Source organism: Corynebacterium sp. c25Ua_47, from assembly GCF_039907205.1.
In the GTDB taxonomy this organism is placed as follows: domain Bacteria; phylum Actinomycetota; class Actinomycetes; order Mycobacteriales; family Mycobacteriaceae; genus Corynebacterium; species Corynebacterium hiratae.
The window spans coordinates 200,231-219,485 of record NZ_JASBOH010000001.1; the positions used below are offsets into that span (position 1 = coordinate 200,231).

Below are 19,255 nucleotides of genomic sequence, written 5' to 3' on the forward strand. Positions count from 1 at the left end.
ATGACTATCGCGGAGATTATCGCCTCGATTCTGTTGGTCGTAGCCACGGTCTTGGTCATTGGGACCGCCATCGCCTTGTGGCGTGCGCCCGATGCCCTGACCCGCGTCAACCTGCTGGGGCCGACGGTCGGTTTGGCCGTTCCGCTGCTGCTTGTGGCGAAGTTGGTCGTGGATTTTGCTGAGAACGGGTTTTCCCTGTGGTCGCTGATCAAGGTCATGATCGCGTGTTTCGGCGTGTGGATCATCGCGTCGGTGGGCTCCTTCTACATGGGCCGTTCCATCTACGGCGTGACCGTCACCGACGTGAAGTATGCCAAGCGTATGCGCGAGCGTGAGCAAACGGTAAAGGCTTCCGAGGACGAGCTCTAGGGCGCGTGCTGGGACAAGCGGCGAGGAGAGTGCTTCCCTCGCCGCTTTTTCGATCTTAAGTGTGATCTGCAGCTCACTTTCCTTCCTAATTCTATAGTGCGATAGGTATATTAAGTCCCGTTACCTATCAAGCTATAGAAACGAGGTTAGTTGACGTATGACTCCTGAAGCATTTTCTTCCGGCGACGCAGCATGGATGCTCATCAGCGCATCCTTGGTGCTGCTCATGACCCCCGGATTGGCGTTGTTCTACGGCGGAATGGCGGGCAACCGTCACGTCCTCAACATGATGATGATGTCCTTCGGCGCACTAGCGCTCGTCCCCGTGCTCTACGTTCTGTGGGGGTGGTCCATGTCCTATGCGGAAAGCTCGCTGGCCGGTATCGTGGGCAACCCGTTTGAAGCCTGGGGGCTACGCGGCCAAATCACCGGGCCCTCCGCCGAGTACCTTGCCGGCAGTGCTGGTTACCCCAACATCATCGACATCGGTTTTCAAACAACCTTCGCCATTATTTCGACAGCCATCATCTCCGGCGCCCTCGCCGGCCGCGTGAAGTTCTCCGCGTGGCTCACCTTTGCGGGCGCCTGGGTAACCTTCGCCTACTTTCCACTCGCCCACATGGTGTGGGGCGGGGGAGTGCTCTCCCATGCCCCGCGTTCCCTCGCAGCGTGGCTCTTCGGTGTATCAAACGGTGAGGCTCTCATTGCTCCCATCGACTTCGCGGGCGGCACCGTCGTGCACATTTCCGCCGGCGCGGCTGCCCTGGTTCTGGCTATCGTCGTGGGCCCGCGCGCGGGCTTCCCGAAGCACATCGATAGGCCCCACAACCTTCCGATGGTGATGCTGGGCGCTGCGCTTCTGTGGTTCGGCTGGTTCGGCTTTAACGGCGGTTCCGCTTTCGCTGCGGACGGTCTTGCTGGCCTGGCATGGCTCAACACCACTGTTGCAGCGGCCGCAGCGATGCTCGGCTGGATGCTCGTGGAAAGAATCCGGGACCACGCCGCGACTTCTCTCGGCGCTGCATCCGGCGCGATTGCAGGTCTTGTCGCCATCACCCCGGCCGCAGGAGCACTCAGCCCGCTCGGTTCCATCGCCCTCGGGTTCCTCGGCGGCATTATCGCCTGCCTGTGTATCAGTCTGAAGTACCGCTGGGGCTTCGATGACTCCCTGGATGTCGTTGGCGTCCACTTGTGCGCTGGTCTGTGGGGAACCATCGGGTTGGCCTTCTTCGCCACGGATAACGGCATCCTTACGGGTCACCTCTCGGAAGGCTTCAAGCTGCTCGTCGTCCAGGCGCTCATCGCTCTCGTCGCCATGCTGTTCTCCGCTGCCGTTACGCTGGTTGTGGCGCTCCTCATCCGCGCCACCCTGGGGTGGAGGGCCGATGATGAAGACCAAGGCATCGACCTGAGCGAGCACCGCGAGTCCGCCTATGACTTCCGTGAGTCCGTGGCGTCTCACCGTCGCCACACCCACGACGCTAGGATTAACCCTGCACCTACCGTCCAGCCGCGGGTCGACACCGCCGGAGCTAAGGAGTAACAGATGAAGCTCATCACTGCCATCGTCAAACCGTTCACGCTGCCGGACATCCGTGAAGCCCTCGAACAGCACGACGTGCACGGCCTGACCGTGACCGAGACCCAGGGTTTTGGTCAGCAGCGCGGCCACAGCGAGGTCTACCGCGGCGCCGAGTACGCCACCGATTTCGTACCCAAGGTCAAGCTTGAGGTGGTGACGGCCGACGAGCAGGTGGAGGACATCCTCTCCGCTATCGTCGACGCCGCCTACACCGGCAAGATCGGTGACGGCAAGATTTGGATCACGCACGTCGAGGACGTCATCCGCGTACGCACCGGTGAACGCGGCGAGGCCGCTCTCTAAAAGGTGTCTACGGCCGCCCAACTGCGTGAGGACGCCTACGCTTCGGCGCTGCGCCTCACACAGTCCCTGCAGCTTCCGCCCGGCTGTGCGCTTGCCGCCACGGGTTCTTTTGCCCGGCGGGCGATGACCCCTTTTTCGGATCTCGACCTGATTCTCCTCCACCCGGATGACACCGAGCTTCCCGAGGACGTCGTCTCCGAAATCTGGTACCCCATCTGGGACGCCAAATACCGGCTTGACTACGCCGTGCGCACCCCGCGCGAGTTCGGTGCCATCGCCGGATCTGATCCCGCCGCCGGCTTCGCGCAGCTGGATCTGGCTTTCGTCGCCGGCGACAAGCAGCTCGTGGACTCCACCCGCGCCCAGGTCTATGCCTCGTGGCGCCGCCTGTTGCAGAGCAACTTCGATGCTTTCGTCGACCTAGCAATCACCCGCTGGCGCCGGTCCGGGACCCTGGCCACGATGACCCACCCGGATATCAAGAATGGGCGGGGCGGCCTGCGCGACATCCAATTCTTGCGGGCCCTCGCCCTGGGCAACCTCGCCGACGCCCCAGCGCTCGAGGAAGAGCAGGCCCTGCTTCTCGACGTCCGCACGCTCCTCCACGTCACCGCCCGCCGACACCGCGACGTCCTCGATCCCGAATTCGCTGAGGAGATAGCTCACGAGTTGGGTTTTGCCGACCGCTATGACTTGTCTGCGGCCGTCGTGACTGCCGCCGCAGCGGTGGACAAGGCCGTGGAGCGGGCATTGGCAACGGCGCGGGGCGTGGTGGCCAGGCGCAGCCACAACCGCACACGTAAGCCCCTCGATATCGGGGTGGTTGATGTCGGGGGCGAGATCCGCCTCGCTCGCACCGCCGATCTCGACGAGCCGTGGCTGCTCCTGCGCGTGGCCGCCGCTGCGGCGCGCTCGGGCAGAACAGTGCCCTCCCACGTCTGGGAGCAATTGCGCGAGTTGCCGGAACTGCCCGAACGCTGGCCCGCCGCCGCGACGGATGCCTTCTTCAGCCTGTTGTCCTCGCCGCTCAACACTCCGCGCCTCATCCAGGAGATGGACGCTCACGGATTGTGGGAGCGGCTCGTCCCAGAGTGGGAGCACATCCGGGGGCTGTTGCCGCGCGAGCGCACGCACGCTCACACCGTGGACTACCACTCCATCCTTACCGCCGCGCGCTGTGCGGAAGCGCGCACCTCCGTGGCCCGGCCGGACCTGCTGCTCCTGGTGGGGCTCTATCACGACATCGGCAAAGGCTATGGGCGCCCGCACGAGATGGTGGGGGCGGAGATGGTGGCGCGAGCCGCAGCCAAGCTTGGTCTCGACCTGGCGGATCGCTCCCGCGTACAAACCGTGGTCGCTGAGCACACCACGCTGACGCGCATCGTCTCCCGCACGGACCCTTCATCCGATGAAGCCCGTGACGAGCTCCTCGAAGCTGTGCGCTATGACTACCTCACCTTGGCTCTCCTCGTCGTGCTCGCCCGCGCAGATGCCGAATCCACCGGACCCGGTGTGTGGAACCGCAGGCTAGAGCAGGGCATCGAAGCGGTCAGCGGGCGCGCTTTTGCGCAGTTGGAGGCACTGCGCCCAGTTCGTCCTCTGGTTGCCGCCGACCGCGACATCGGCCTGCGCCACAACCCGGAGGATGACAGCTTTACCGTCCTGTGGCGCGGCAACTACCAAAGGGAGGCCGTGCGTCCGCTGGCCCTGATTGCCGCACTGGGCTGGAATATTCTTTCCTCGCGCCTCGTACGCACCGAGGAGGGCTATGCCGGCGAGTTCGACATCCGCGCTCTGCACGGTGCCATCGATCTCGCCACGGTGGAGGAGCGCCTCGTTCAGTCCTATAAATCTGGCACCTATACCGTGCTGCCCGATTTTGTGCCGGGGCCCGCGACCGCGATGTGGAGCAGTGGAGTCTTCGAAGTTCGGATCGATGACTACCCGGGTACGCTCGGCCACGTGCTGGCGCTGCTTCCCGAGTGCGAGTGGGTATCCACCGCCGCGCCGGGCGCCACGATGGTGCTCCACGCCGTGCCGCTTGGCGACGTCCCCCGCGCCGCCCTCGTCCGGAATGTGACCCAAGCACTGGTCAACGGCTAAGCTGGGGAAGTTATAAATTTATCCACGATAGTTGAGGGAGCACTGCACCGTGTTTGAGTCTTTGTCTGACCGCTTGCAATCAGCCCTGTCCGGCCTGCGCGGCAAGGGCAAGCTGACCGAGGCGGACATCAACGCCACAGCGCGCGAAATCCGCCTTGCGTTGTTGGAGGCGGACGTCTCGCTCAACGTCGTGCGCGGCTTTATCAAGCGCATCAAGGAGCGTGCGGCCGGTGCCGAGGTCTCCGAGGCCCTCAACCCGGCGCAGCAGGTAGTCAAAATCGTCAACGAGGAGCTCATCGAGATTCTCGGCGGCGAGACCCGCCGCCTCAACCTGGCCAAGAATCCGCCGACGGTCATCATGCTCGCCGGCCTCCAAGGTGCTGGTAAGACCACTTTGGCGGGCAAGCTTTCCAAGCACCTTGCCTCCAAGGGACATACCCCGATGCTGGTGGCCTGTGACCTCCAGCGCCCGGGCGCGGTGCAGCAGCTCCAAATCGTTGGCGAGCGCGCCGGGGTCGACGTCTACGCGCCGGATCCTGGCACCTCCCTGGACTCCCACGAGCATGAGATGGGTACCTCGCATGGGGATCCGGTGGACGTCGCCAAGCGCGGCATCGAAGAGGCTAAGCGTACGCAGCACGACATCGTCATCATCGATACCGCTGGTCGCCTCGGCATCGATGAGACCCTGATGACGCAGGCGCGCAACATCCGCGATGCCGTCAACCCGGACGAAGTGCTCTTCGTCATTGACTCCATGATCGGCCAAGACGCCGTGCAGACCGCTGAAGCTTTCCGCGATGGCGTGGACTTTACCGGTGTCGTCCTGACCAAGCTGGATGGTGATGCCCGCGGTGGTGCAGCCCTGTCCATCCGTGAGGTCACGGGTAAGCCCATCATGTTCGCCTCCACAGGTGAGAAGCTCGAGGACTTCGACGTCTTCCACCCGGAGCGCATGTCCTCGCGCATCTTGGGCATGGGTGACCTGCTGACACTTATCGAGCAGGCGGAGTCCAAGCTGGATCAGTCCAAGGCGGAGGAAGCCGCCAAGAAGATGGGCTCCGGCGAGATGACGCTCAATGACTTCTTGGACATGATGCTCATGGTGCGCAACCTGGGGCCGATGGGCAACCTGCTCAAGATGATGCCGGGCGGCAACAAGATGAACCAGATCGCCGACATGGTCGACGAGAAGCAGCTCGACCGCATCCAGGCCATCATCCGCGGTATGACCCCGGAGGAGCGCGAGAACCCGAAGATTCTCAACGCTTCGCGCCGCAAGCGTATTGCCCTTGGTTCCGGTGTGAGCGTTTCTGACGTCAACCAGCTCATCGAGCGCTTCACCGAAGCCAAGAAGATGATGTCGCAGATGGCCGGTCGTTTTGGTATGCCGGGCATGGGCGGTGGGCGTTCCGCTACCAAGAAGAAGCCGAAGGGCCGCAAGGGCAAGAACGGCAAGCGCAAGCCGCCGAAGCGTCGTGGTGGCGGCGGTATGCCGGGTGGCATGCCGTCGATGCAGGAGCTGCAAAAGATGCAGGAGCAAATGGGCGGCGGCATGCCCGGACTAGGCGATATAAAGATGCCGAAGGGCATGGAAAATATCGACCTCAGCAACCTGGACTTTGGGCAGGGCAAGAAGAAATAACCGAAGAAGAACATAGCCTTCTTCGGTGAGACAAGGGCCGGCGCTTTGTAGCGCCGGCCCTTCTGCGTACTAGATGGCTTCTCCTGTGGGGTAGGCCGGATAGGGGATGGGCTCCGCGGGTGTGGCCGGAGGCGTCTCAGCGGACTGGGGGATCACGGGGCTATCGGCGGGAATCTGCGGGGGCTGCTGTTTGACCTGCTCGCCGTTGAGGATAGGCGCGATTGCTTCACGGATGAGCGGGATGGCAGAGTCGGCGAAGGCCTTGGTGAAGTGGTGCATATCGCGATAGACCATAATATTGCCGATGATGACCGGGCAATCGCCGTCGGCGTTGCAGAACCACTTCGAGGTGTCCACGGCGAGCATGTTGTCGTACTGCGAGAGGACTTCAGCGCCGGGGTCATAGGGCGCGTAGACCTCCTCGAAACGCATGCCACACCCGAGGGAATCCTTGGTGGCCACGTAGCACTCATCAAACTGGCGGCCATTGCCGTGTTCATCGAAGCCCCACGGGTTGTCGCGGAAGCCTACAAAGGGGATATCGTGCTTGGCCAGCTCGTCCCAGAAGGCTATGTAGCCTGGTGGGACAGCATCGGGGCCGTGGCCGAACGGCTGTCCTGGCCGCGTGGAATTGGACACAACCAACGCTGGGTCCGCGTCGATGATGCGCTTGACCACTTCCTTGCTCCATTCGGCGCAAGAGGGCTTCACACTCAGTTCATCGCCCAACTCGATGGGGCAACCCACGCGGGTAAGCGGGACGAGCTTAAAGCCCATCTCGCGGCCCAAGTAATCCAGCGCCGAGGAGAACTGCTCCGCATGCGAGCCACCAACCAAGTAGACCTCGACGTCGGAATCAACGTCACCAAAGATGCACGGCGTCACGCCGTCTTTCTGCATCTCGATGAAGTAGTCCGTTGGTTCCTGCTCCGGAATGAAGCACCAATTATCAGCGACCGGCGGCTGGATGCCGCGCGCGAGAATCGGGTCAGGCTTGATCTCTACGTTCTCAGGCGGCGTGATGTTCTCAACGAAGGTCGTGGCTCCCGGGTAGAGCCTCGGATCTAGGATTTCGCGGTTGGCCTCCTGCAGGCTACGCAGCCACAGCGGCTGAACGGCCACGAGAGCAATGGTGCAGGCAGCAACGACGACGCCACCGACCCCGCGGAGAGCGCCGGTGCGGGTGCGGAGGTCGGCGAGGCCGCGGTGGACGGGGAGGTCGTCGGCAAGCGGGCGTTTGCGGTGTTGGCGCAGGGGCTTCTCGACGAAACGATGCGTCACGTCCGCCAAGCCCAGCGACACCACGATAATGATGGCACCGAGCCACCACGGAGGGGTTTCCAGGCCGAGGGCGGCGATGGAAATGATGAGCAGAGGCCAGTGCCACAGATAGAGCGGGTAGGCGATATCACCGAGCCAACGAGAAACCCGGGTGGTGAGCACCCGCGAGAAAGACCCGCCGGAACCGATAATGATGAGCACCGCGCCGCCGATCGGCAACAGGGACAGCGGCCCAGGGAATGCCAAGGTATCGGAGATAACCAGACCGGTGCAGGCGAGCGCGGCCAGACCGACGGCGGTGGCGAGGTTGGACAAGTGTTGCGGCATGCGCAGGTGCGAGCCATAGATAACGAGCACCGCGCCCAAAGTCAGCTCCCACGCGCGCGACCATGTGGAGTAGTAGTTCTCCGGGGTGCCAAAGAGCCCGTCGCGGGATGCATAGGCAAAAGAAGCGACGGTAACTACGAGGAGAATCGGGCCAGCGATGGAATTAATGGAAGAGAAGCGCTGTTCTCGCAGGCCCGTGTTCTTGGGGCGCAGGCGCATGAAAGCGGCCAGGCCGAGAGCGAAGAAGATGCCCAGCAGGTAGAACTGGCCCTGGACCGCCATGGACCACATGTGTTGCAGTGGTGATGTGCTTGCGGAGGCAGCGGCGTAGTCAGCGTTCTGCCGCGCTAATTCCCAGTTCTGGTAGTAGAAGACCGTCGCAGTGATCTGCTTGGTGAGCTCCGTGTTCATGAGCTTCGGAGCGAAAAGCCGGACGAGTAGATAGCTCACGCCGATGACGAGCACGAGGGAAGGAACAAGCCGGCGGAGCGTGCGCCAGATGGGCCACCACGGGTTCAGGGAGGCGTTGGGCCGCGCGGCATAGCGCAGCTGCGAGCCCAAGAAGAAGTACCCGGAAAGCAGGAGGAAGACATCGACGCCACCTGAGACACGACCAACGAAGACGTGGTACAGAACAACCAAGGCGATCGCGATGCCGCGGAGGCCGTCAAGGTCGTAACGGTAGCGGAATGTGGAGGGTGCTTGTTTATTCATAAAAGGAGGATTGTGTGGCGGCGAAATAACCGCATTACAGACTACCCCTTTCACGGGGTAAGGCCTAACTATGCAAGAGCTAAAGGGAATTTCCTATCTCGTGTGGGTTCCGCTAAAGTTGTTGAGGTTGTTCACGCACCGCGTGGAGGACACGTAAAACTTCATCTCTGCGTAACGCCGGTACCGCCTACGGACGGCCGGCACGTCACGCGCAGGATAAATCCAAGGGTTGAACCGGCGCGCCAGAAAGCGGCGCGTGTCTGAACTGCCCGGTGACTAGAAAAGGAGCCAATCATGGCCGTTAAGATCAAGCTGCAGCGTATGGGTAAGATCCGCAACGCTGAGTACCGCGTCATCGTCGCTGATGCACGCACCCGCCGCTCCGGCAAGGCTATCGAGAACATCGGTATCTACCAGCCGAAGCAGGAGCCGTCCCTGATCCAGATCGATTCCGAGCGCGCTCAGTACTGGCTGGGTGTCGGTGCGCAGCCGACCGAGCCGGTTCTCGCACTGCTCAAGGTGACCGGTGACTGGCAGAAGTTCAAGGGTCTGCCGGGCGCAGAGGGCACCTTGAAGGTTGCTGAGCCGAAGCCGTCCAAGCTGGATCTCTTCAACGCTGCTCTGGCTGAGGCCAACAACGGCCCGACCATCGAGGCCATCACCGAGAAGAAGCGCAAGGCCAAGGAAGAGGCTGAGGCTAAGGCTGCCGCCGAGAAGGCTGCTGAGGAAGCCGCTGCTGCTGAGGCTGCTAAGGCCGAGGAAGAGGCCGCTAAGGCTGAAGAGGCCGACTCCGCTGAGGCTGAGGAGTCCGCAGAGTAATTCCTGCACTCCAAACGTAATATCCCCGCTGACCAGTAGGTCGCGGGGATTATCTAGTTTTTCGGCCGTGGGAGGCGGACCTCCAGAGGGTTTTCGAAGTCCAAGCCGCGGGCAGCGGAGGCAATAACTGACTGCGCCATAGCTTCCACCTTTTCCTCCGGTAGCGACCCCAAATGACCGCTGAGGCACAAGACCGTGAAGCCGTGCACCGTTGACCAGCCGGCCAGGCAATTTTGCATCATGTGCTGCCTCTTGGGTTGCTGGCCGATGGATCGCGCGTACTGCTCCATGTAGCCGTAGAAATTGAACATGGCTTGCACACGTGGATCTTCGCCGGGCCCCTCAGCCGCGGCTACGAGCCCGGCCGGAATATCAAAGCTGCTCGCGGCCATCATGCACATAAAGAAGTGCGGCTCTTCCAAGGCGTGGTGGAAGTAGGTGAAACCGGCCGCCATCATCTTGTCAATGATGGTGCCCTCAGTCGTTTCGAAGGTATCGCTGAGCTTGTTGATGAGTTCGTAGGTGGCGACGGCCCCGACGGCGTCGAGAAGCGCGGCTTGGTCCTTGAAGTGACGGTAGGCGGCGGTGGGGGAGACGCCCACCGCGCGCGTTGCGGCGCGAATCGTCACAGCCTCCGGTCCGCCCTCCCGGCCGAGCTTAATGGCCTCTCGGAGGATCTCTTCATGCAAATTTCCGTGATGATACGGCTTCGAACTACTCACGATATAAGAATAGTACTAAAAGTCTAGACATTCGCGCCAGTGTTCGGTGTCAACATGGTGAGCAGCATGAGTGCAGGTTCCTCGTTACATGTCACCGCATGCGGCACGTACGCCGGAAGGTGCACTATGCGTCCGGGAGCGAGCACCTCATCTTGTTCCCCGCAACTAAAAATCACCGATCCCTGGAGCACCTGGACGGTGATGGGGTGCGCGGCCTTGTGATCAGGTAGGTCTTGTCCAGGCAGGAAGGAGAAGAGGATGAGGTTCGCGCCGTCGGCACTGAGGACCCTCTTAACGGCTGGTCTGGGGCGTGCGGGGTGTGGCTCGGGGGCCTCATCGCGTAGATCCAGCGTTGTGAGGGCGGCACTGTTGTGGGAGGCGTCGCCAAAGGTGGTTGCATCATTGATGGGAAGCTCAGTCATGCCGCCCCAGCGTAGCCCGTTAAGCTAGCAGGCATGGAACTACTCATTGGTCGCGTGGTGAAATCCCACGGCATTAAAGGCGAGGTCTCCGTCGAGGTGACCACCGATTCCCCTGAGACCCGATTCGCCGTCGGCGAGGTTCTCCACGGCACACAAGGCAAGAAGGAACACGAACTCACCATCGCGGCGGTGCGCGCCCACAAGGGGCGCCTGCTCATCACCTTTAAGGAAATCCCGGACCGCACGGCCGCGGACTCGCTGCGTGGCACCCAGTTCTTTGCCGAACCCCTGGATGATCCCGAGGATGACGGCTTCTATGACCACGAGTTGGAAGGCCTGCGCGTCCTCCTCGACGGTGTAGAGGTGGGCGAGGTGACCGGCGTGACGCACGGCCCCACGCAGTCCCTCCTGGAAGTCACGCTCACCGATGGCAAAGAAGCGCTCGTCCCCTTTGTGGAGGAGATCGTGCCGGAGGTCGATCTGGAGGAAGGAACCTGCACGATTACTCCACCGGAAGGGCTGCTCGACCTATGAGAATCGACGTTGTCACCATCTTTCCGGAGTATCTCGACCCGCTGCGCCACGCATTGCTGGGCAAGGCCATCGAGCAGGGGAAGCTCGCGGTGGGCGTGCATGACCTGCGCCAGTGGGCCACCGACGTGCATAAATCCGTCGATGATTCCCCCTATGGCGGTGGTCCCGGCATGGTGATGAAGCCTGAGGTGTGGGGGCCCGCGCTTGACGACGTCTCCTCCGGCACCGCCTCCACCCGGGACCTGCAGAGCGCTCTGCCGCACCTGAGCAAGCCGCGCCACGACGATATCCATGGCGTTGAGGCGCGCGCCTATGGCGAGAGCGAGAATTCGGATAAGCCGTTGCTTATCGTGCCGACTCCCGCGGGAGAGCCTTTTACTCAGGCTGATGCGCAAGCGTGGTCTGCGGAGGAGCACATTGTCTTTGCGTGCGGGCGCTACGAGGGCATCGACCAGCGCGTCGTCGACGATGCGCAGCACCGCTACCGTGTACGTGAGGTCTCCATCGGCGACTACGTGCTCATCGGCGGCGAGGTAGCTGTGCTCGTCATCGCCGAAGCCGTGGTGCGCCTCATACCTGGCGTGTTGGGGAACCGGCGCTCGCACGAAGAAGATTCCTTCTCCGATGGCCTGCTGGAGGGGCCCAGCTACACCAAGCCGCGCGAGTGGCGCGGCCTCAAGGTTCCGGACGTGCTGACCTCCGGTGACCACGCCCGTGTGGACCGGTGGCGCCGCGAGCAGTCGCTGGCGCGAACGTGGCAACGCCGCCCAGAGCTGCTCGATGCAGCGGAGTTAAGTGAGGCCGATCGCGCCTACCTGGAAACCTTAAAGGAGGATTGAGATGGACGTCAGCACTGACTTGTCAATACTTATGACTGAGGCTGAATGGAACAAGGTCCTCAAGGCCATGCCGCAGCGCCTGCGCGAAGGAGGCGTCGAACCGCTCGACATCAACGCAGAGATCATCTCCTTTACCTGCGAGCCCGACAATATCTTGGTCACCGAGTACATGGATAAACACGGCCAGCCGCCGGTGAGTGAGCACGTGTGGAGGGTCATCGTCAACGGCACCTCTGACCTGCCGCTGACCAAGGTCACCGCCGCCGTCGCGGAGTGCTTGCCGCCGCACACGCTCTGGTACGGAACCTCAGAGATTGGTCACACCGAGTTTGGCCTGGGCACTTCCTGCGCGTGGCAGGGCGGGGTATAGGGTGAGAAGGTCTTAAGTCCCCGACCCATAAAGAGGTTTTGTGAATATCGCAGCCACCATCGCTGGAGAGCTGGGCGTCAAAGAGCAGTTTGTTGAAGCCGCCCTCAAGCTCATGGCGGAGGGTAACACCGTTCCGTTCATCGCCCGATACCGCAAGGAAGCCACCGGTGGGTTGGATGACTCCCAGCTGCGTATCATCGAGGAACGCTCGACCTACCTTCGGGAACTGGAGGAGCGCAAGGAAACGGTGCTCGCCGCGATTGAGGAGCAGGGCAAGCTGACCGATGAGCTGCGTGCCCTCATCCAGGGCTGCGAGACCAAGGCGCGCCTGGAGGATCTGTACCTGCCGTATAAGAAGCGCCGCAAGACCAAGGCGGATATCGCGCGTGAGGCAGGCTTGGAGCCGCTGACCGATAAGCTCATCGACAACCCCTCGGCGGATCCGGCCGAGCTGGCAGGGGAGTACCTCACCGAAGGTTTCGAGGAAGCGAAGAAGGCCCTCGACGGTGCTCGAGCCATCTTGGTGGACCGTTTTGCGCTGGACGCGGACCTCGTCGGTGAGGTGCGCGAGCGTATGTACACCAGCGGTTCCATGAACGCCGGTGTGGTGGAAGGCAAGGAAGCCGAAGGCGCAAAGTTCAAAGATTACTTCGAGTTCTCCGAGCCTTTCGACAAGCTTCCCTCGCACCGCATCTTGGCGCTGCTGCGCGGTGAGAACGAGGGCGTGCTGCAGCTCAACCTCGATGCCGGCGATGACGCCATCTACGAGGGCATGATCGCAGATCGCTTCGACCTAGACGTTGACACCTCCCGCTGGCTTGCCGACGCCGTCCACTGGGGCTGGCGCACCAAACTCTCCATCTCCTCGGGCCTCGACGTGCGCATGCGCCTGAAAGAGAAGGCGGAGGAAGGCGCGCTCAAGGTTTTCGCGACCAACCTGCGCGATGTTCTGCTGGCGGCCCCGGCGGGCCAGCGCGCGACGCTGGGCTTGGACCCGGGCTACCGCAACGGCGTCAAGTGTGCGGTCGTCGACCCGACGGGCAAGGTCCTTGCCACCACCATCGTCTACCCGCACCAGCCGCAGCAGAAGTGGGCTGAGGCGGTGAGAGAGTTGGCGTCGTTAAGCGCGGCTCATTCGGTGGACCTCATGGCAATTGGTAATGGCACCGCGTCGCGGGAGACGGAGAAGCTTGCCGGTGAAGTCGCGGACCTCATCGCGCAGGCGGGTGGGAAGCGGCCGAGCCCGGTCGTGGTGTCGGAGGCGGGCGCGTCGGTGTATTCGGCTTCGCAGCTGGCGGCCGATGAGTTCCCCGACATGGATGTCTCACTGCGCGGCGCGGTGTCCATCGCGCGCCGCCTGCAGGACCCGCTGGCGGAGCTGGTGAAGATTGACCCGAAGGCCATTGGCGTGGGGCAGTACCAACATGACGTCAACCAGGTCGCACTCGCGCGCACGCTCGATGGCGTGGTGGAAGACGCGGTGAATGGCGTCGGCGTGGACCTGAACACGGCGTCGGCCCCGCTGCTGGAGCGCGTGGCTGGTGTGAACTCCACGATTGCGGCCAACATCGTGGCCTACCGCGATGAGAATGGCACGTTTGCCTCGCGCAAGGAGCTGAAGAAGGTGCCGCGCTTGGGGCCGAAGGCTTTCGAGCAGGCGGCGGGCTTCCTGCGCATCAATGGCGGTAAGGATCCGCTCGATGCCTCGGCCGTGCACCCGGAGGCCTACCCGGTGGTGGCGCGCATCGCGGAGAAGACTGGTCTGGGGGTCTCGGAGCTCATCGGCAATTCGCGGGTGTTGACGAAGCTGTCGCCGGCGGACTTCGCCGACGACACCTTCGGTGTGCCGACGGTGACGGATATCATCGCGGAGCTGGACAAGCCGGGCCGCGACCCGCGCCCGGAGTTTAAGACCGCGACGTTCAAGGAGGGCGTGGATAAGGTCTCGGACTTGAAACCGGGCATGATTCTGGAGGGCACCGTGACCAACGTTGCGGCCTTCGGTGCGTTCATCGACGTTGGCGTGCACCAAGACGGGCTTGTGCATGTGTCCGCGATGAGCCACAAGTTCGTCTCCGACCCGCACGATGTGGTCCGCTCGGGCCAGGTAGTGAAGGTGAAGGTCATGGAGGTAGACGTGGAGCGCCAGCGCATTGGTTTGTCGCTGCGGCTTGACGACGAACCCGGCCAGCCCGCGCCTAAGCGCCGCAACGACGGTGGGCGTTCCGAGGGGCGCGGCGGCCGCTCCGACCGGCGCAACTCCCGCCGCGACGGTGGGCGTGGCCGCGTGGACCGCGGCGGCGGTGGCTCAATGGCCGACGCTCTCAAGAAGGCCGGCTTCTAACCGTTCAAACGGTCGGAGCTTTGTGTGTTCTCGCCCCAGCGGCGGCTTTAGAGTCCGTCTCCTGAGAATCCGAGATCGTTCAGTGCAGACGGCGGGATGAGACTTAGCTGAGGGATCGCCGAAGGCGCGGAAAGCCTCGCGGTTTTGCGGGGCCTCCGCGTGGATTAGGCGCCATGCTGGGGTGAGCTGCTCTGGCGGCACGGTGCTGGGGTGTGAGCTACCCAGGCGGTGGGCTACCGTTTGGTGGATCTGGCGGTTGGGCGTGGGTTTTGTCGGCGGCGAGTTGTTTGACCGCTTTTTGGTAGGCCGGCTGCGCGGTAATCGGCGTTCCCCAGGGCGGGATGTAGTCAACGGGTCCCCTCAGTCGAAAGACATAGCCTCTGCCGGTCGGGCTGGTGGGGTCATCGTCGTTGATGCCGTTGTGGTAGGCGCACAGCATGGTCAGGTTGGGCGGGTTGGTCTCCCCGCCTGCCTGCCAGGGAATGATGTGGTGGACTTGGCAGTAGTCCGCCGGTTTATTGCAGTCCTCGATAGCGCAGGTGGGGTGTTCGGCGCTGGCCATGATGCGCTGCTCGAGGCTGGCAAAGCGCGAAAGTCGGTGCAACCACACCGGCCCGATGGTGGGGTGGACCAATGTGGCGTAGCCAGTTTCGGCGAACTTGTAGGTGAGAAACTCTGCGCCACTCATGCGCCCGCCGTTGGTGAGCTCGAGTTCGATGTCGTCGCCGTCATGGCGGACGACTTTGTCGAGCTCGTCGAGCGTTATCACGACGTTGGTTCCCACCGCCGGCCGCGAGCCCACGCCTTCTTTGAAGAAAACCTGGTGGGTGGCGTCCAGGAGGTCGGCGGGGTTGATGGACTCGAGTGTGCTGCGAATGGTGGATATGTTCAGAGCGGTATCGGTAACCGTGAGCGAGTGCGGGCCATTCTTGCGGTAGGTCAGCCGCACCCCTGGTGAAGGCACGCGTTTGGGCCTGAGCTCCTTCAAGCGCTCCACCGCCACTGAAGCAACCCGTTCTGAAGGCGTGGATGCCAGCGCGACGCGCAAATTCCAGACATCGAGCTGTTTCTTCAACTTGGCGGTGTAGGACTCAATCAGGTTCAACGTGGCCAGGTCGTGGCCCTGGCGTTGGGCCGCCTGACGCGCTGCGCGCTGCTTTCCGGTGAAGCGGGTATCGCCGAAATAAATGGCATGAAGCGACGCCAGCTCCGCGGCATCACCGGCCGAGGCGCCGAGCGCACGTAAGCCTTCGGGTGTGCTGGTTGCTGCTTCCACCAACGCAATCCCCGAATTGCGAAGGCGGATGTAGGTTTCGATATCCCCCATGGGCACAGAGACTAAAACAGGCCTTAATGCCTCGCAACCGGAGGAGAAAACGCCCTGTTCATGTGCCTCATAACTTGGATCTCACGCGGGAATGGCCAGCACCCACACGGCCAAACGCAGCCCCGAGCTCGTAATCCACGCGAAAAAACTGGACGGGGCGCAATGGCACGAATGATAATAAGTTTATGTCGTCAACTCCTCCAGTGGTATGTTTGGTGAAACAAACGATCTAGCGGTCTCGCTCATGCTCGCTCTTTCGTCGAATATGCCTGGACAGAGGGTTAGAAGCGGACCTGAGCTATCACTATAAGGAGGCGGGAATGAGCCGTGAGACTGAAGAAGACCGGAAGAATGGTTCTTCGCCTGGTCGGGCGAATGAGGGGAGTGCTGCGACCCGCGACAGCGAAGCCATGGGCTGGCACCGCGTCCTGGATTGGCGCCCCACGAGTACCGTGTCGCGCGTGCTCATCGTTTTTCTTCTCGTTGCACCGCTGATCGTCGCCGGCACCATGATGTGGGCCATGTGGGACCCGTCAAAGTACATGCGCAACATTGACCTGGCGGTGGTGAATGAGGATGCGGGCGTCGAGAAGCAGGGCAAATACACCAATTACGGTGATCAGGTCGTCGAAGGCCTGTTGGAGACGGGGTACCTGAACTTCGCCGAGGTCAGCAAAGACGATGGGGACGAGGGGTTGCTCAAGGGCAAGTACCTCATGGTGGTGACCATCCCGGAGAACTTTTCCGAGCAGGCCGTCACCATCATCAGCGATAAACCAGTCAAACCGGAGATTCATTTCGCCACCAATGATTATTACGGCACGAATGGCTCGGTGATTTCCTCCAGCCTCATCCCGCAGGTCCAGACCAGCGTGGAAAATGCGATTTCCAAGAAATACGCTGACCAGGTCATCGAAGGTCTCAACAAACTCAGCGACGGCCTAGGCACCGCGGCGGAGGGCGCCGGCCGTCTCGATGAGGGTGCGGGCAAATTGCAGGAAGGCGGCGGGCGCGCGGTCGAGGGAATCGCCAAGCTGGACGCCGGCGCGGGCGATCTCAACAACGGTACGGGCCAGCTGCTGGACGGCACGAACCGCCTGAATGACGGAGTAGGACGCCTCAGCGATGGCGCCGCGCAGCTCGATGATGGCGCCGCCCAGCTTGCCGACGGCTCCGACAAGCTCCTTGCCGGCACCGGCCGCCTAGCGGATGGCGCGGGTCAGATCGACGGCGGTGTTAACCAGCTCACGGGCATGCTCATCCCGGTGCTCAAGCAGGCGCAGGCTGTGGCCCCGGCACTCCTGCAGCTTGTCGACGTCCTCCGCGGCCTCGGCATGCACCAACAAGCTGAGCAGCTTTATTCACTGGTCTCCAAGCTGGACCCGGCCGCCAGCGGCAACATGGTGGCGCAGTTGGAGAAGCTTTCTGCCGGCACCGGCCAGCTCTACTACAACCTGGCTGATCCCAATTCGGAGTACCTGGGCGGCATGATGGCTCTTAATGACGGTGCGCACCGCTTGTCCGATGGTTCCCAGCAGCTGCGTGCGGGTGTTGGCGAACTGAGCGACGGTGCCGCCCAGCTGAAGGACGGTGCTTCCCGCTTGCACGAGGGCACCGGCACGTTGAAGGATGGCACGAGCCAGCTCGCCGCCGGTGGCACGGAGTTGAAGGATGGCATGGACCAGCTCAAGGCGGGCTCGAACGAATTGGCCACCAAGCTTGCCGACGGCGCCGCCAAGGCCCCCTCCATTACCCAGCCGGATACGTCTGCGCAGAACATGGCCGTGCCCATCAACTTCACCTCCTCCAACCTTCACCCAGTGCAGACGGTGGTCGACCCGGTCGATCCAACCCAGAAGAACATCACCGGTGGCGTATCGATGCTCTTCGTGCTCGTCTTCGGATTCCTCGTCATGCTGCTGGTTGCCATGACACTGCCGTACTACCTGGGGCGCCGGGGCGAGTCGGCCACGAGCCCGGTGCGCGGTATCCTCGCAGCCTTTGGAGTCGTGGCGGGCTTGAATTTCCTCGTCCTAGCCTTCATGGCCTTCATGTCCTCCATGATGGGATGGTCACCGGCGAGCTGGCCGATGATGCTGCTAGTTATCGCCGCCATCGCCGCCGTGGGGGCGGCGACCTACCAGTTCTTCCTGGTCACCTTTGGACGCAAGATCGGCGCCATCTTCGCCGTAGGTGCGTTCGCTCTGGGCATCATGGTCTTCGGCGGTGTATGGCCGGTGGCGGCGATTCCGCGCCCGTTGAGCATGCTGCATCCTTTCCATCCGATGTCCTATGCGAAGAATGCCTTTACCCGCGCCACCGACGGCATCCACGACGGAACTTTCTGGGCCGGTATTGCAGTGTTGTTTATTGTGACTGCCCTCGCACTGGTGGCTTCCTGCGTGGTCTTCCGGGCTCGCCACCATGGCACCGCCCGAATTGTGGACGAGCACCTCTTCCGCGCTCCGGCGGTGGTCGACGCCTAGTAATCGCGAGACGCGAGCCCACCCGGAAGGTTACGCAGCTCGATGCCCATATCCGCTGCCAGATCGGCGTAGCGTAGGACGAAGCCAGCGCTGCGCCCACCGGAGGGGCAGGCAACGTAGACCAGTTCGGAAGAGCACGAAGCGAGCGCACGGCGCACGGCATCATCATCGGTGACGGTATGCCAGGGCAGTGACACCGTGGCATCAGGAAAGCCGGTGTTCTCGGAGATATCGAGGAGGGCGGCGTGGCCGTCGCGAAGCTCAGGCGGAAAGCTGCGCTCTCCGGGCAAGGTGCTGACCAGCGGGCGCGCAGGATCCGGGCCGACTGTGAGCGTGCGGAAACTACCGGGCAGCGCCTCATAGGACGTAACACGGCCACGCAGCTCCTCATGGTGCGGAAGCTTCCCCAACCAGCCCAGCGTCGCGGTGGCCATGAGCCCCGCGATGACGGACGTCGTAGCACCCAGGACCCCAGCCGTGGAGCACTCGAGCGCCTCGCCCTCCGGCGGAGCGGGGAAGAGATCACGCAAGCCCACCCCGCGCCCGTCAGCGCAGTCCTTACCGGAATGCCACAGCGCGGCCTGCCCGCCGTAGCGCAGCACGGTTCCCCAAGCCAGCGGGGTAGAGGTGAGCTCGCAGGCGTCTGCGACGAGGTACTTCGTGTCGAAGGTATCTGAGCCATCGAGGACGAGGTCGGCCTCGGCGCAGAGGTCAAGAACAGTAGAGGAAGTCAGCCGCGCGTTGAGCGCGGTGATTTGCAGCTCGGGGGCAAGCTCGCGGGCGCGCGCGGCGGCTACCTCGGCCTTGGGCTTGCCGACGTCCCCCGCACCAAACAGCACCTGCCTGTGCAGGTTGCTGATATCGACGGTATCGGAATCGATGAGCGTGATGCGCCCGATGCCTGCCGCCGCGAGCTGCTGGAGAGCCGGGCAGCCCAGCCCGCCGGCGCCCACGACGAGCAGGTGCGCCGCGTGGAGCCGCTCCTGCGCCGCGTCACCGAAGCCTGGTAGAAGGCGCTGGCGCGAGGTGCGGGCGAGTTCATCTTTGCTGAGCATGGATCCAGTCAAC

General features: G+C 62.8%; 16 protein-coding genes. 11 read left to right on the forward strand and 5 right to left on the reverse strand.

Annotated features, from left to right (window positions below):
• The 5 genes from QKE52_RS00910 (at window position 1) to ffh (ending at window position 6,002) form a co-directional block, all read left to right on the forward strand.
• Entirely contained in the window at window positions 1-369 is a 369-nt protein-coding gene (locus QKE52_RS00910) for a Na+/H+ antiporter subunit G (protein ID WP_046648025.1), read from the forward strand.
• A gap of 157 nt (window positions 370-526) precedes the next feature.
• Window positions 527-1,912: an ammonium transporter gene (locus QKE52_RS00915; protein WP_347947865.1), complete on the forward strand. Its 1,386-nt coding sequence runs from the start codon at window positions 527-529 to the stop codon at window positions 1,910-1,912.
• Window positions 1,913-1,915: 3 nt separating this feature from the next.
• Window positions 1,916-2,254, forward strand: a complete 339-nt coding sequence (locus tag QKE52_RS00920) for a P-II family nitrogen regulator (protein WP_046648027.1) — start codon at window positions 1,916-1,918, stop codon at window positions 2,252-2,254.
• Window positions 2,255-2,257: 3 nt separating this feature from the next.
• The gene (locus QKE52_RS00925; RefSeq protein ID WP_347947866.1) at window positions 2,258-4,357 is read left to right on the forward strand and encodes a [protein-PII] uridylyltransferase; all 2,100 of its coding nucleotides are present in this window, start codon (window positions 2,258-2,260) and stop codon (window positions 4,355-4,357) included.
• Window positions 4,358-4,406: 49 nt separating this feature from the next.
• Window positions 4,407-6,002 carry a signal recognition particle protein gene (gene ffh / locus QKE52_RS00930; protein WP_049155367.1) on the forward strand — a complete coding sequence of 532 codons (1,596 nt, stop codon included), beginning with the start codon at window positions 4,407-4,409 and terminating at the stop codon, window positions 6,000-6,002.
• Between the two features lie 69 nt (window positions 6,003-6,071).
• Here the strand turns inward: ffh and QKE52_RS00935 are convergent, their stop codons facing one another.
• Window positions 6,072-8,324, reverse strand: coding sequence for an acyltransferase family protein (locus tag QKE52_RS00935; RefSeq protein WP_347947867.1), 2,253 nt, complete (start codon window positions 8,322-8,324; stop codon window positions 6,072-6,074).
• Window positions 8,325-8,618: 294 nt separating this feature from the next.
• On the opposite strand from QKE52_RS00935, the gene rpsP reads away from it, so the two are divergent.
• Window positions 8,619-9,143, forward strand: coding sequence for a 30S ribosomal protein S16 (rpsP, locus tag QKE52_RS00940; protein WP_046648030.1), 525 nt, complete (start codon window positions 8,619-8,621; stop codon window positions 9,141-9,143).
• Window positions 9,144-9,196: 53 nt separating this feature from the next.
• On the opposite strand, the gene QKE52_RS00945 is transcribed toward rpsP, so the two are convergent.
• Complete coding sequence (locus QKE52_RS00945; RefSeq protein ID WP_347947869.1) at window positions 9,197-9,865, reverse strand: TetR/AcrR family transcriptional regulator; 669 nt, start codon at window positions 9,863-9,865, stop codon at window positions 9,197-9,199.
• Between the two features lie 23 nt (window positions 9,866-9,888).
• On the reverse strand, window positions 9,889-10,287 hold the full coding sequence (locus QKE52_RS00950; protein WP_046648032.1) for a cupin domain-containing protein: 399 nt from the start codon (window positions 10,285-10,287) through the stop codon (window positions 9,889-9,891).
• Window positions 10,288-10,320: 33 nt separating this feature from the next.
• Here QKE52_RS00950 and rimM point away from each other — a divergent pair, with 33 nt between their 5' ends.
• Genes rimM through QKE52_RS00970 form a run of 4 tightly spaced genes read left to right on the forward strand, consistent with a single transcriptional unit; the run spans window position 10,321 to window position 14,374 of the window.
• Complete coding sequence (rimM, locus tag QKE52_RS00955; protein ID WP_046648033.1) at window positions 10,321-10,821, forward strand: ribosome maturation factor RimM; 501 nt, start codon at window positions 10,321-10,323, stop codon at window positions 10,819-10,821.
• Window positions 10,818-11,660: a tRNA (guanosine(37)-N1)-methyltransferase TrmD gene (gene trmD / locus QKE52_RS00960; protein WP_158396133.1), complete on the forward strand. Its 843-nt coding sequence runs from the start codon at window positions 10,818-10,820 to the stop codon at window positions 11,658-11,660. The genes rimM and trmD overlap by 4 nt, the downstream gene beginning before the upstream one ends.
• 31 nt (window positions 11,661-11,691) lie before the next feature.
• On the forward strand, window positions 11,692-12,030 hold the full coding sequence (locus tag QKE52_RS00965; protein ID WP_347947870.1) for a hypothetical protein: 339 nt from the start codon (window positions 11,692-11,694) through the stop codon (window positions 12,028-12,030).
• Window positions 12,031-12,070: 40 nt separating this feature from the next.
• Entirely contained in the window at window positions 12,071-14,374 is a 2,304-nt protein-coding gene (locus QKE52_RS00970) for a Tex family protein (RefSeq protein ID WP_347947871.1), read from the forward strand.
• A gap of 217 nt (window positions 14,375-14,591) precedes the next feature.
• On the opposite strand, the gene QKE52_RS00975 is transcribed toward QKE52_RS00970, so the two are convergent.
• Window positions 14,592-15,701 (reverse strand): HNH endonuclease signature motif containing protein, encoded by a 1,110-nt coding sequence (locus QKE52_RS00975; RefSeq protein WP_347947872.1) that lies wholly within the window; start codon window positions 15,699-15,701, stop codon window positions 14,592-14,594.
• A gap of 320 nt (window positions 15,702-16,021) precedes the next feature.
• On the opposite strand from QKE52_RS00975, the gene QKE52_RS00980 reads away from it, so the two are divergent.
• On the forward strand, window positions 16,022-18,187 hold the full coding sequence (locus QKE52_RS00980; protein WP_070515664.1) for a YhgE/Pip domain-containing protein: 2,166 nt from the start codon (window positions 16,022-16,024) through the stop codon (window positions 18,185-18,187).
• On the opposite strand, the gene QKE52_RS00985 is transcribed toward QKE52_RS00980, so the two are convergent.
• Window positions 18,184-19,242 carry a ThiF family adenylyltransferase gene (locus QKE52_RS00985; protein ID WP_046648039.1) on the reverse strand — a complete coding sequence of 353 codons (1,059 nt, stop codon included), beginning with the start codon at window positions 19,240-19,242 and terminating at the stop codon, window positions 18,184-18,186. The genes QKE52_RS00980 and QKE52_RS00985 overlap by 4 nt on opposite strands.
• Between the last annotated feature and the right edge of the window lie 13 nt (window positions 19,243-19,255).

Excerpts from the sequence above, each read along its gene's own strand:
- QKE52_RS00935 (WP_347947867.1), bottom strand. The coding sequence starts at position 8,324 with ATGAATAAACAAGCACCCTCCACATTCCGCTACCGTTACGACCTTGAC.
- QKE52_RS00910 (WP_046648025.1), top strand. The coding sequence starts at position 1 with ATGACTATCGCGGAGATTATCGCCTCGATTCTGTTGGTCGTAGCCACG.
- QKE52_RS00980 (WP_070515664.1), top strand. The coding sequence starts at position 16,022 with ATGAGCCGTGAGACTGAAGAAGACCGGAAGAATGGTTCTTCGCCTGGT.
- rpsP (WP_046648030.1), top strand. The coding sequence starts at position 8,619 with ATGGCCGTTAAGATCAAGCTGCAGCGTATGGGTAAGATCCGCAACGCT.
- QKE52_RS00950 (WP_046648032.1), bottom strand. The coding sequence starts at position 10,287 with ATGACTGAGCTTCCCATCAATGATGCAACCACCTTTGGCGACGCCTCC.
- QKE52_RS00975 (WP_347947872.1), bottom strand. The coding sequence starts at position 15,701 with ATGGGGGATATCGAAACCTACATCCGCCTTCGCAATTCGGGGATTGCG.
- trmD (WP_158396133.1), top strand. The coding sequence starts at position 10,818 with ATGAGAATCGACGTTGTCACCATCTTTCCGGAGTATCTCGACCCGCTG.
- rimM (WP_046648033.1), top strand. The coding sequence starts at position 10,321 with ATGGAACTACTCATTGGTCGCGTGGTGAAATCCCACGGCATTAAAGGC.
- QKE52_RS00920 (WP_046648027.1), top strand. The coding sequence starts at position 1,916 with ATGAAGCTCATCACTGCCATCGTCAAACCGTTCACGCTGCCGGACATC.
- QKE52_RS00915 (WP_347947865.1), top strand. The coding sequence starts at position 527 with ATGACTCCTGAAGCATTTTCTTCCGGCGACGCAGCATGGATGCTCATC.
- QKE52_RS00965 (WP_347947870.1), top strand. The coding sequence starts at position 11,692 with ATGACTGAGGCTGAATGGAACAAGGTCCTCAAGGCCATGCCGCAGCGC.
- QKE52_RS00985 (WP_046648039.1), bottom strand. The coding sequence starts at position 19,242 with ATGCTCAGCAAAGATGAACTCGCCCGCACCTCGCGCCAGCGCCTTCTA.